This is a genomic window from Phyllobacterium trifolii (genome assembly GCF_014192095.1).
GTDB classification, from domain to species: domain Bacteria; phylum Pseudomonadota; class Alphaproteobacteria; order Rhizobiales; family Rhizobiaceae; genus Phyllobacterium; species Phyllobacterium trifolii.
The window spans coordinates 506,075-518,787 of the sequence record NZ_JACHXN010000001.1; the positions used below are offsets into that span (position 1 = coordinate 506,075).

The 12,713-nt window shown below is 59.4% G+C and carries 10 protein-coding genes; 5 read left to right on the forward strand and 5 right to left on the reverse strand.

Annotated elements, in window-relative coordinates:
- Window positions 1–82 precede the first annotated feature (82 nt).
- Window positions 83–2,077: an adenylate/guanylate cyclase domain-containing protein gene (locus tag FHS21_RS02610; RefSeq protein WP_246410733.1), complete on the reverse strand. Its 1,995-nt coding sequence runs from the start codon at window positions 2,075–2,077 to the stop codon at window positions 83–85.
- A gap of 242 nt (window positions 2,078–2,319) precedes the next feature.
- Between FHS21_RS02610 and FHS21_RS02615 the strand changes: the two genes are divergently transcribed.
- Entirely contained in the window at window positions 2,320–2,472 is a 153-nt protein-coding gene (locus FHS21_RS02615) for a hypothetical protein (RefSeq protein ID WP_162701866.1), read from the forward strand.
- Between the two features lie 69 nt (window positions 2,473–2,541).
- Here the strand turns inward: FHS21_RS02615 and FHS21_RS02620 are convergent, their stop codons facing one another.
- Window positions 2,542–3,354: a class I SAM-dependent methyltransferase gene (locus FHS21_RS02620; RefSeq protein ID WP_112527716.1), complete on the reverse strand. Its 813-nt coding sequence runs from the start codon at window positions 3,352–3,354 to the stop codon at window positions 2,542–2,544.
- Between the two features lie 146 nt (window positions 3,355–3,500).
- Window positions 3,501–4,412, reverse strand: a complete 912-nt coding sequence (locus FHS21_RS02625; RefSeq protein WP_112551226.1) for an alpha/beta fold hydrolase — start codon at window positions 4,410–4,412, stop codon at window positions 3,501–3,503.
- Between the two features lie 242 nt (window positions 4,413–4,654).
- On the opposite strand from FHS21_RS02625, the gene FHS21_RS02630 reads away from it, so the two are divergent.
- Genes FHS21_RS02630 through FHS21_RS02640 form a run of 3 tightly spaced genes read left to right on the forward strand, consistent with a single transcriptional unit; the run spans window position 4,655 to window position 7,935 of the window.
- A complete protein-coding gene (locus FHS21_RS02630) occupies window positions 4,655–5,113 on the forward strand; it encodes a (2Fe-2S)-binding protein (protein ID WP_112528111.1) in 459 nt (152 codons plus the stop codon).
- A 3-nt stretch (window positions 5,114–5,116) separates the two neighbouring features.
- On the forward strand, window positions 5,117–7,273 hold the full coding sequence (locus FHS21_RS02635; protein ID WP_183660893.1) for a xanthine dehydrogenase family protein molybdopterin-binding subunit: 2,157 nt from the start codon (window positions 5,117–5,119) through the stop codon (window positions 7,271–7,273).
- Between the two features lie 11 nt (window positions 7,274–7,284).
- On the forward strand, window positions 7,285–7,935 hold the full coding sequence (locus tag FHS21_RS02640; RefSeq protein ID WP_112527710.1) for an Isoquinoline 1-oxidoreductase subunit: 651 nt from the start codon (window positions 7,285–7,287) through the stop codon (window positions 7,933–7,935).
- A 4-nt stretch (window positions 7,936–7,939) separates the two neighbouring features.
- Here the strand turns inward: FHS21_RS02640 and FHS21_RS02645 are convergent, their stop codons facing one another.
- Together FHS21_RS02645 and FHS21_RS02650 are read right to left on the reverse strand one after the other, a co-directional pair.
- Entirely contained in the window at window positions 7,940–9,418 is a 1,479-nt protein-coding gene (locus FHS21_RS02645) for a pyridoxal phosphate-dependent decarboxylase family protein (protein WP_112527708.1), read from the reverse strand.
- Between the two features lie 13 nt (window positions 9,419–9,431).
- Window positions 9,432–10,520 (reverse strand): PLP-dependent cysteine synthase family protein, encoded by a 1,089-nt coding sequence (locus tag FHS21_RS02650; protein ID WP_112527706.1) that lies wholly within the window; start codon window positions 10,518–10,520, stop codon window positions 9,432–9,434.
- Between the two features lie 190 nt (window positions 10,521–10,710).
- On the opposite strand from FHS21_RS02650, the gene FHS21_RS02655 reads away from it, so the two are divergent.
- Window positions 10,711–12,684, forward strand: a complete 1,974-nt coding sequence (locus tag FHS21_RS02655) for a transcriptional regulator (protein WP_112551348.1) — start codon at window positions 10,711–10,713, stop codon at window positions 12,682–12,684.
- The last annotated feature ends 29 nt before the right edge of the window (window positions 12,685–12,713 follow it).

The following is a 12,713-nucleotide window of genomic DNA, read 5'->3' on the forward strand; positions in this document are numbered from 1 at the left end:
GGGCGCGGTGTAGATCAATCCTTGATGAATAAAAATACTCTCAAATGAAGCGCCACACCAGCCAGCCGTCCTCGGATTGGCCCTATGTTCTAAGTTCAAAGAGTTCCGTCTGTCCGGTTCGTCCCTTGACGCTGACAACCTCGATCGGGACGAGATTAAACATGTTGCCAACCGCATCGCGGACTGCGCCGCTGACGAGGATCGACGTTCCATACTGCCGGTTGAGCCCCTCGAGACGCGAAGCGATGTTCACCGTGTCCCCAATGGGCGTGTATTGCCGACGTGTCTCTGCGCCCACGCTGCCTACCACAGCCGGTCCGGTGTGCAGGCCAAAGCGCGTGATAAGCTCGGGCCGACCGTCCGCGCAATTGGCGGCATTCATCGCGTCGATCGCAGCCTTCATCGCCAAGGCGCAGTGACAAGCATGTTCGACATGCCGATCATCGAGAACGGGAGCGTTCCACATAGCCAGAACGGAGTCTCCTATATACTGCACGATCGTCCCGCCGTGACGTTCGATAATCTCGTTGAGTGCTTCAAAATAGCTTGAGAGCAGAGCGACGACTTCTTCCGGTGAGCACTGCTCGGAAATGGTGGTGAAGTCTTGTATGTCGGTGAAGAGGACCGTGATGTCTTGCCGTGCTGCCGAGCCGACAGCCGATTGACCTGCAATGACGATCCTGCGCACAAGCTCCCGCGGCACGTAAAGCGAGAACGTCTTGATGGCCGTGCGTGCCGAACTCAGTGCTTTTGCCAGCGCGTTGACCTCGGATATCCAGGAATGTGCCGTACGACTTTCGCCGAATTCGAGTTCACCTATGTGCCTCGCTTCGTCGGCGAGTGCATAGAGCGATCTACTGATCAGCCGGGATATGATGAGCGCCGCCAGCACGCCTGCGGCAAGGAAAGCCGCGGCGATCGCCAGGTTGCGCTTCAGCGTACGCTCGACAGACGCCACAAGTTCATCGAGTGGTGCCGATATCACCACCGTATAACCGCCGACCAGCCCGGAGATGTCCTCGCTGAAGAACTGCGCCAGGTATTCACGCCCGTTTACTGGAAAACGGACCACATCGCCAGTCGCGGGACCCCCGCCCGAGGCGAGTAGAGTTGCGATTGCCGGAATGGCAGGATCGGCTTTTGCAAGGTCGGCAACCGAAACCTCCCGTCCTCGTCGAAGCTGCCCGCGGATTTCATTCATGACAGTCTTGTCGGAGTGGACGAGCACGCGACCTTTCCGGTCAAAGACATAGCCACGTGCCTCATTCGAGAGTGCGCTGACATCGACGATCTCCCCTAGGGTAAGCAGCAACACATCCGCTCCGATCACCACGCGATTGCCTGCACCCGTGGGCATCGCCAGTGTTATCGTCATGGAGTTGGTGGCCGCCGAGACATAGGGTCCGACGGAGATCGCCTTGCCGTTATCGACAGCTGCAACGTACCATGGCCGAATACGCGGATCGAACATGTCATCGCGATCCGCACGTCGATAGAGCTGGCTCGCATCCTTGTCATAAAACGTCCAGGTCGTATTGGGTGCTCCGCCAACCTGTGTGATCACGCGGACGGCAAATGCAGTCTCCTCGGAGGTGTCCAGGTTGGTGCGCCATTCCGGATTTGCGGTCACGTCGACAGCCTGCACGAAGCTACCGTCGGGATAGCCTGCATAGACGCTGTCGATACGGAAAGTCGACTGCAGGACTTTGAGCAGGAAATCGTGCTTTGCCTTCAAATCTTGTGGCGGTGCGGTTAGCATCTCCGGAACGACAGAGGCGGTCACCACTCCAGCATAACCGCTGTTGAAGACATTGCGGTAATCCTCGATCGCGCGAAGCCCGAGTTGGCCCATCTCGGCTTTACCGGCCGACAGTGCCGTAAACTTGCCCTGCGCGTAGGTCATCCATATGAGCGGTAGCGAAATGCAGGCTAACAGGCCGAGGATTACGACACTCAGATGCAGCCGCAAGGGCACAGCCCACGCCGAAAGGGCACCTTTCTTCTTGTTACCCCTAATCTGCATCGCGTAACGCCCCCCGGCCTGAGCACGGAACGCCTCTGCAGTATCAATCAGCATTGTGGGGCGAGAGCCGGGCGAGAAGGTAAATACCATTGCCGGCCGAAAAAGAACATCGCCCGACGCTCGATACAATGGATCAACTGTCATGTCCGCTGAACGATAGTAAAGCGGAGGTCGCCAAGTTCATGGCGTCTGGATTTATGAGTACACGCTCTAATTAATTTTAGTGAGGCGACGGTTTATTGAGGAGAAATAGTGGTTTCCGCACAATACAGAGAAACGAATCGGGGACCAGTGATATGCGGAATCGCGACATTGAACCTTTGGAACTTCGGGACTTCCTCGTGATGGCTGTGTTATTGGCAGCCGTCTTGTTTGTGTTGTGGGGAACAGTTCTGACGATCGGCAATACCCGGCATAATTTCGAGGTTCAGCCGGTCGTTGCGCGCTGATATTCACGCCATGACGGCCTGACCTGAAGCTCGACACGCCCCAGCACAAATTTCTCCAACAGAGCCGTTCTAGCGCACAGCGGCGACAATGTGGGCGCTGATACGGCCCTCGATGGCGCCGCTTCCAAACCGTTGCGCCAAGGCCTGTGCCACATGTTCTGTGACGGCCTCGAGACCGGATGGCGAGCGAGCTTCGATCTCGTTTCGCAGCGGCGTTCCCTGGCAAAGGGCGATCGCGGCATCGCGCGCCGAATTTGCGCGGCTGGTCTTCTCCAGCGTTTCGATGGTGATCGACCTGAAACCTGCGGCCGACAATTCATCGCGTATCGCCTTCTGATCCCAATAACCGTGCGGTGTTCTTGCCATGAAACGAGGCGGGTCGTCCGGAAACATCTCTTCCAGCGCACCTGTCACCACTTGGGTGAAATCGCTGGTCTCCAGCCTGTCCCATACATTGAAAAAGTAGTGCCCACCGGGCTTCAGGACGCGGTAGGCTTCCTTATGCCCCTGGACCTTGTCCGGGTAGAACATGACACCGAATTGACACGCTACGGCGTCGAACATCTGCGGCTCGAAGGGAAGCGCGAGGGCGTCCGCTTGCTGCCAGACGATGCGACCATCTTCGGGCTGCCTCGAACTTGCACGATCAAGCATCGGTTGGTTGAGGTCCGACGCGACGATCCGTGTTTCTGCGTTGAGCCGGGAAGCCATGGCCCGCGTCAGGACACCGGTGCCAGCTGCGATCTCCAGCACGTTTTGCGGCTTGAACCTGGCCACCCGGTCGGCGAGATCCTGCGCATAGGGCTCAAAGATCATCGGCACAATGAGCCGGTCATATATTTCCGGAATTGCCCCCGCGAAGATTTTGTCTGTCGCTACCATAGGCTGTCTCCCGCCGTTCTACACCGCCGGATAGTATATGCTTCTCGAAGCCACTGCGGAAGCGACAGTCGGGTGCGCGCTAACGGCGAAAAATTGGCCGGACAGAGACGACGATCCCTGTCCGGCCAAGTGCCACTAACCTTGCCTCAATTGGCTGCATTCACCAGATCGTCCCAGCTCTTCACCTTGTCCTGCCCGTCCAGAAACGGCATGACGGCTTCCGCCAGCTCCGGCGCAAAGAAAATGTCGTAATGCGTCCGGTTGGGGATGATCGCCAGGCGGTTCTGCGACATGGTCTCGCGCATCCAGCCCGCATCTCTCAAACCGCCGCCAAGCAGCTGGTAGAATTTGATTTCATGTTCGGGGCGGTACATGTCGCTGTCGGCGAAGACCAGCATCACCGGCATCTTCAGTTTCGCGACGTCGGCAGAGTAATCGTAGGGCTTGCGCATCAAATCACCCATCGCGCCAAGGAGCCGGGGGAAGTCCTCAGGTTTTGGAGCGACGGCGACATAGGATTTGTACATGGGCGTCTCCTTCATCATGTCGGCCATGCCAGCACCCACCTCCGCTTGCATCTTGATCATTTCGGGATAGAACCCGTCCTGCGCATAGCCTGCGGACACCAGCGCAACGCGATCGACAATTTCGGGGTGCTGTACGGCCAGCCGGAACGCCACTCCGCCACCGAACGAATAGCCAAGAACGTCGGCCTTGTCGTAGCCGAGCGACTTCAGGATCGTCGCCATGTCGTCCCCCATGGCTTCAAGGCTCATTGGGCGATTGCCGAGCTCTGTGCGGCCATGCCCCTGCAGGTCGACAGCGATAACCTGCCTACCCTCGATGAGGCGCGGCATGATCGGCTGGAACATACCAGTGGATCCAAGACCTCCATGCAGCAGGAGCAGCGGTGTGCCGGCACCTTCTCCCTGTATTTCATAATAGTAATTGATGCCGCCAGCTTCGACATGCCCGCTTTTTACCGCGGGTGCGGCGTGAGCCGATGTGATGGTCAATGCAACCGCCGCGAAAGCAATAAGGCTTGAAAGAATTTTCATGTTCGTCTCCTCGACAATGGGAACTTATGTGGGCCAATGCAGTTAAGACGAACAGTAACCAGAGCACCCGACAGCCTTCCGAAAATTATTTCAAGCTGGCGAGGTGCTTTCTGGTTCTGGTAGCAGAAACGTGTCTTGACCCCTCGCCGGACGCCTACCATGTTCGATGCAGCCTGGACGCTCAGGACAGACCAACTCAAGCCAGCACGCCCCACGTGCGCAGCCAGATGCGGGACACGAACATGATCACCTTCAAACTCAATGGACAAGAACGGACTTTCGACGGGGACCCCGAGACCCCGTTGCTTTGGGTCATTCGCGATTTCGAGAAACTCAGCGGCACGAAATATGGCTGCGGCATTGCCCAGTGCGGCGCCTGCACCGTCCACATGGACGGCACGACGCGCCGCAGTTGCATCACGCCGATATCAACGGTCGAAGGATCGGACATCATCACGATCGAAGGCATCGAAGGCAAGGAGGCCGAGGCCATCCACAAAGCCTGGGTTGCGATCGACGTGCCGCAATGCGGGTACTGTCAATCCGGACAGATCATGTCCGCCGTGGCGCTTCTGCAAACGACGCCGAAACCGACCGATGATGATATCGACGGCGCGATGGCGGGTAATATCTGTCGCTGCGCCACCTATCACCGTATCCGGCAAGCGATCCATAACGCTGCCGACACGATGGAGGGCTGAGCCATGACCATCCACAACATCACGGCTACACGCCGGTCGTTCCTCGCAGGTGCAGGGCTCGTCATCGGCTTCACGCTCGCGCCAAAAGTGTTTTCCGCACAGGCACTCGAAGGTGTTCCGGCCGGCGGTGCGGAGACGCTTTCGCCGATGAACGCCTTCGTCAAGATCGGCGCTGATGACACAGTTACAGTGCTATCGAAGCATATCGAGTTTGGCCAGGGTCCGTTCACCGGTCTGGCAACAATCGTCGCTGAAGAGCTCGATGCTGACTGGAGCCAGATGCGTGCCGTGCATTCACCGGCGGACGACAAGGTCTATGCAAACCTTGCCTTTGGGCTTCAAGGCACGGGCGGCTCGACCTCCATTGCCAATTCCTACGAGCAGCTTCGCAAGGCTGGCGCGACAGCCCGGGCCATGCTGGTATCCGCTGCGGCAGCGGAATGGAACGTTCCGGCAAGCGAGATCACGGTTTCGAAAGGCCGCATCAAGCACGACGCTTCCGGTAAGGAAAGCGGCTTCGGAGCACTGGCCGCCAAGGCCGCGACGCAAACCCCGCCTGCCGAACCCACGCTGAAAGACCCGAAGGATTTCGTGCTCATCGGGCAGGAACTTCCGAAGCTCGATACGCTCAGCAAGACCAACGGCACCGCCGTTTACACGCTCGATATAACTGCCGACAACATGCTCTATGCCGTCGTCGAACACCCCGCGCATTTCGGTGCGACGGTCAAATCCTTTGACGACAGCGAGGCGCGCAAGGTGCAGGGCGTCGTCGATGTCAAACAGGTGCCGCAGGGCGTCGCGGTTTACGCCGACAACACCTTTGCCGCATTGAAGGGCCGCGCCGCCTTGAAGGTCGAATGGGATCTCTCGAAGGCTGAAACCCGGTCCAGTGACCAATTGACGGCGGACTACACCAAGATGTTCGCAGAAACGGGCATTCAGGCAACGCATAATGGCGATGTCGACAAGGCATTCGGCGGACAGGGCGTACAATCGCTCGAAGCAACGATCGTTTTTCCGTTCCTCGCGCATGCGCCTATGGAACCGCTCGATGCGGTGTTCATCAAGAGAGCCGATGGATCGGTCGATGTCTATAACGGCGCGCAATTCCCCGGCATGGACCAGAAAACCGCTGCAAAGGTCTTGAACCTCGATCCTGCGAAAGTCCGGCTGAACACGCAGATCACCGGTGGCAGTTTCGGCCGCAAGGCGCAGTTCGGCTCGCCCTATATGCAGGAAGCCGCGGGTGTCTTTGCGGCGACCGATGGTAGACGCCCGCTGAAGCACATGTGGACGCGCGAGGACGACATTCGCGGTGGCTATTACCGTCCGATGTATGTGCACAAGATGCGCGGCGCCATGGGTACCGATGGCCAGATCGTCGGCTGGGACCAGACAATCGTCGGCCAGTCGATCATGGGCAAGGCCGACCTCGATTCCACGTCGGTGGAAGGCGCGTCCGACCTGCCATACACGATCCCGAACCTTCGCGTCATCGCGCACAATACCAAGCTGGAGATACCGCCGCTCTGGTGGCGCTCGGTCGGGCACACGCATACGGGCTTCGCGGTCGAGACCTTCGTCGATGAATTGCTGCAGAAGGTCGGCAAGGATCCGGTCGAGGGCCGACTGGCGCTTTTGAGCAAAGAGCCCCGGCATATGGGAACGCTCAAGAAGGTCGCCGAAATGGCCAATTGGGGTTCGCCAGTGCCGGAGGGCCGCCAGCGCGGTGTTGCGATCGTCAAGAGCTTCGACACTTATGTCGCGCAGATCGTCGAGATTTCGCTCGGCGAGGACGGCGCGCCTCGCGTGCACAAGGTATGGTGTGCCGTCGATTGCGGCGTTGCGGTCAATCCCAACGTCATCGCGGCGCAGATGGAAGGCGGCATAGGCTACGGTCTCGGCGCGGTGCTGTTCGATGCGATCACGCTTGGAGATGGCGGCAAGATCGTCCAATCCAACTTCCACGACTACCGGTCATTGCGCATCAACGAGATGCCGGCAATCGAAGTCGCGATCATCCCGTCGACCGAAAAACCGACCGGTGTCGGCGAACCGGGTGTCCCACCTGTCGGCCCCGCGGTTGCCAATGCATGGCGGCGACTGACCAATAATCCCGTCCGGCAGCTGCCGATCGTAAACGTGCTTTCGGCTTGAGGGGACAAAGGATGAAACGCAACATCGCTTACATCTCGCTCGCAGTGTGTCTTGCGGTCAATGGTGGGCTTGCTGTCTCGAGTATCTCGCGCGCCCAGGACAAGCCGGTCGTGGCAAAAGAGGAGCTGAAGCCCGCATCGTCGTTCCAATCGATCACCGATGAAAAGCAACGTTCGGTTGCGCTTTTCGAGGAGGCCGGCAAGGTCATCGAGCATCCGCGATGCGTCAATTGCCATCCGGCGAGTGACAGGCCACTGCAGGACATTTCCATGCATCCGCACCAGCCCCCGGTGTCGCGCGGTGAAGGCGGCATGGGCATGCCCGGAATGCAGTGCAACACCTGCCACGGGCCGGAGAATGTAAAAGTCATCGGGCAAGCCGAGACGATCAAGAGCATTCCGGGCAATCCGAACTGGCATCTGGCGCCCATCGAAATGGCCTGGGAGGGCAAGTCTCTCGGCGCCATCTGCAACCAGATCAAGGATCCGCAGCGCAATGGCGGCAAGAACCTGGACGAGATCGTCGAGCACATGGCGCATGACGATCTCGTCGGCTGGGGCTGGCATCCGGGCGACGGCAGGGAGCCGGTACCCGGAACGCAGGAAGCCTTCGGCGAACTGATCAAGGCCTGGGTCGCGACCGGCGCCGCCTGCCCTTCATAAGGCGTCAGCTTCTGCTGGCGATCTCGGCTCCCAGGCGCAATGTTTCGCGTATCAACAGGTCGAGATCGCCTTGGCGGGTGCGGTGATTGTTGATTGCGACACGCAGGCAGTGCTCGCCATGGACAGTCGTGTCCGAAATGGAAGCCGTCCCTTCCTCCTGCAATCTGAGCATGATCTCTGTATTGAGCGCCTTGAGCCGTTCGCCGGAAAACCCTTCAGGACGATAGCGATAGCAGACGATGTTGATGTTGGTGGTCGCTACCAGTTCGAGAAGCGGTTCGGCTTCCACCAGACTATTGAGATAGTGGCCCTGCCGGATGTTCTGGTCGATGAGACGCCCGAATTTCAGAACACCGTGTTCCTTCAGCGACATCCAGACTTTCAACGCGCGGAAACCGCGAGAAGTTTGCAGCCCGTAGTCATGCAGCCAATTGGCCGATGCGAGACCGCGCGACGTCATCTCCAGAAATTCCGGGGTCACCGCAAATGTCTCGCGGTGCGCCGCCGCATCGCGGACCAGCGCACAGCCGACTTCGAAGGGCGCATGCAGCCACTTATGCGGATCGAGCGCAACGGAGTCCGCGCGCTCTATGCCGGCAACGCGCCACCTGTTTTCGGGTGCGATGGCGATGAGCGCTCCAATGCAACCGTCGACATGGAACCAGAGCCCCTCCTCCGCTGCCAACGCCGCCAAACCTTGCAGATCGTCGAAGGCGCCGGTGTTGACGGTTCCTGCCGTTCCGATCACGCAGGCTGGCTGAAAACCTGCGGCGCGATCTTCCGCGATTGCCGCGCGCAATGCGGAAAGGTCAATGCGCAACTCATCGTCGGTGCCTATACGCCGGAGCGCGCGGTTCCCAAGGCCGAGCGCCTCCATCGCCTTGCGGTGGCAGCTGTGGATCTGGTCGGAACCGTAGAAACGCAAGGGTTTCTCGATCGCAGCGACGCCCTGCTCGCGCACGTCGATACCAGCCTTGGCGTTCCGCGCCACAGTCAGGCCGATGATATTGGCCATCGAGCCACCGCTGACCAGCGTGCCGCTGGCCGAGGCTGGCAAGCCCAGCATCTCCTTGCACCAGTTGACGACCTGTTGATCCATCAAAGCGGCGGCGTGATTGCCGCCGCCAAGGTTAGAGCCCTGAATGGCCGCCAGAAAATCACCCAAGGCGCCGGTAAAGTTGCTCGTGCCCATATACCACGACCAGAAACGCGGGTGGATATTTCCCATGGGATAGGACATGACCGTATCGGCCACCTCGCGGTAGACGTCAGCAAGCGGTGCCGGTGATTGCGGCAAGGGAGCGTCGAAGGAAGCCCTGACCTCCCGTGGCATGTCCTGCCAGACCGGGCGCTCGCGAACGTCGCGCAGGTAACCGACCGCATCGTCGATGACCTGATGCGACAGCGTCTGGACGCCCGCCCAGTCTTCCGGATCGAGCGTTTCTTCGGCATTCCTTGCTACCGGCTTGAGCGATGTGTCCATTTCACACCTCCGGTCATTCGGCAGCGAACTGGTAGCCGGGGGTCGAGCGCGAAAGCGCCGTTTCCTCTTCATCCATTTCGGCTTCGATCCCTTCGAAGAGCGGCGTCGTCATGTAGCGCTCGCCCGTATCGGGAAGCATGCACAGGATCACCGAGCCAGCAGGCGCCGTTTCGGCGATGCTATGCGCGACGGCAAAGGTTGCACCGCCGGAAATGCCGGTGAAAATGCCCTCTTTTTGCGCCAGCGCCCGTGCCCATTTGATGCCTTCCGGTCCGGGAATCGGCACGACCTGATCATAGAAGCTGTCGTCGATGGCTTCTTGCAGCACGAACGGAATGAAATCCGGCGTCCAGCCCTGGATAGGATGTGGTTCGAAGGCCGGATGACTGGCAGCCGGCGCGTTGCCCGCGCCCCGTTCCTGCGCCTTGCCGCTACCGAGCAGTTGAGCATTGGCCGGTTCGCTTAGAACGATCCGTGTTTCCGGCCGCTCGCGGCGCAAGACACGGCCAACGCCAGCGACAGTACCGCCGGTTCCATAGCCGGTCACGAAATAATCGAGCCGCGATCCGGCAAAATCATTGATAATCTCGCGGGCCGTCGTTGCTTCATGGATATCGGCATTGGCTTCCGTTTCGAACTGGCGTGCGAGGAACCAGCCGTTCATCTCCGCAAGTTCCACGGCTTTGCGGTACATGCCGAACCCTTTCTGTGCGCGGGGCGTCAGCACAACCTTGGCGCCCAGCATACGCATGAGCTTGCGCCGCTCGATGGAAAAACTGTCCGCCATGGTCACGACCAGCGGGTAGCCTTTCTGCGCGCAGACCATGGCAAGGCCTATCCCGGTATTACCGCTGGTGGCCTCCACGACGGTCTGACCCGGTTTCAGGGTGCCATTGCGCTCGGCTTCCTCGATGATGTTGAGCGCCAGCCTGTCCTTGACCGACGAAGCCGGATTGAAGAATTCGGCCTTCACATAGATTTTGGCATGATCTGGAGCGAGATTATTGATCCTGATTACCGGCGTATCGCCGACCGTGTCGAGAATGCTGTCGAAGAGGCGCCCGCGCCCGTTCGTCGTTCTGATTGTCGCTTGCGTTGTCATGATCCTTTTCCCCTATGGTTTTTTTGCGCAAATTGCGCCAGCCGCACCCAGCACGTACGGCGCCGGATGCAACTTTTCGATTTCCATGATAGAATAAAAACGTGGGGGCATCGTGGGAACAAGCGTGGAAACGCACGTGGAATCTGCATTGGTAGCGTTGACCGGCCATGCTGCCGGCGTTTGCGTGCGGATGCTTGGTCCCCTGACAATGATCCACAACGGGGTCCCTCTGGAACTTCCCGCGTCACGTAAGGTGCGCGCTCTTTTCGCTTATCTGGCGCTGACACCGCACGCGGTTGGACGCAGCCGCCTCTGCGATCTGTTGTGGGATGTGCCCAACGATCCCCGCGGCGAACTGCGCTGGTGTCTCAGCAAGCTACGCGGCGTCCTCAACGAACCGGGCCATCAAAGAATTGAGACCACCGACGACACGATCCGGCTCGATCTCAGTGGCTGTTTCGTCGATGCCCTTCATATTGCCTCGGCTGCGGAAGAAGGGATCGAGACACTCGACCTACCGCGATTGCGGGAACTTTCCCGGCACTTCGCCGGCGATTTCCTTGAAGGGCTGGAGATCGATCGCAGCCCGCATTTCAATCATTGGTTGATCGCCCAACGGCGCCGGTTCCGCTCCTGCCACGCTGCCGTGCTTGAGCATCTGGCCAAGAAACTGCCGGCAGACTCGGACGAGATTTCATCCATTCTGAATGCATGGGTCGGGCTCGCGCCATTCGACAAGCGCGCGCATCTGGCATTGCTGGCAACGCTTGCGGAGCGCGGGCAGATAGTAGAATGCGAAGAACACCTGGCAACCGCGGCAAGGTTGTTCGAATCGGAGGGACTGGACTTCACGCCGGTACGGGAGGCATGGCCCGCAATCAAGAACGGGCGACAGGCCACAACTGCAGGACACATCTACATTTCCGCCGCGCCGCGCATCGATTTGATTTCACCAACGCCCCCGATTGCCGATGCGGACCATCACGCGTCACTTGCGGTCATGCCGTTTGTGCTGGAGACAAACAGCGAGCTGATACGAGGCGGGCTAGCAGACGGCCTGACCCACGACATCATCACCCGCCTCGCCCGGCTGAAAAGCTTTTTTGTGATCGCGCGCGGTTCGGTTTTTGCGCTTGCAGAGCGAAATATCGGCCCGGAGGACGCGGGCCGTCACCTCAACGTGGATTACGTCGCCAGCGGCAGCGTGCGGTATCTGCAAAATCGCATTCTGGTGCGGGCGGAGCTTGTCGAGGTGCGAACCGCGCGCATCGTCTGGGCAGAGGTCTTCGATCACAAGCTCGATGATACATTTCTTGTGCTTGACGAGATCGGCAACAGGATCGTTTCGTCAATCTCCAGCGAAATCGAGCTGGTCGAGCGCAACCGGGCGATCCTCAAATCGCCAAGCTCGTTGAATGCCTGGGAGGCCTATCATCGCGGCCTCTGGCACATGTACAGGTTTACACGGCAGGAGAACGAGCTTGCGCAACACTTTTTCGGGGTGGCTGTGCGGCTCGATCCGACCTTTGCCAGAGCGCATGCGGGACTGTCATTCACCCATTGGCAGAACGCTTTTCAACGATGGGGCGACTACGCGAAAGAAAGTGACCAAGCTTACGCTGCGGCTGGCCAAAGCCTTATCGTCGACGATAACAATCCGGCAGCGCACTGGGCCATGGGTCGGGCTCTGTGGCTGCGGCATCGGCAGGATGAATCGCTTGTCGAACTTGAAAGAGCTGTGGAGCTCAGCCCGAACTTCGCGCTCGGCCATTACGCTCTGTCGTTCGTCCAGTCCCAGTCAGGCGATCCTACAGCGGCGATTGGATCGTCCGATCATTCGCGCCATTTGAGCCCGGTCGATCCGCTGTTGTTCGGTATGCTGGGGGCACGCGCCATGGCCCATGTTCGTCTCGGTCAATTCGAGGAGGCGGCGGAATGGGCACTGAGAGCAGCAGCGCGGCCCAACGCTCACGCCATCATTCTCTCCATCGCCGCGCACTGTCTGGCACTGGCTGGGCGGATCGACGAAGCGAAGGCCTTTGCCGCTTCCATACGCAAGACACTACCCCAGTATTGCGTCGATGATTTTCTTGCGACGTTCCAGTTCACACCCGACACCGAGGCTGTGTTCAGGCAAGGCGCCAAACGTATCGGATTGGCCTAGACAGGCCGAAATTCACGCCCTGCCATGAC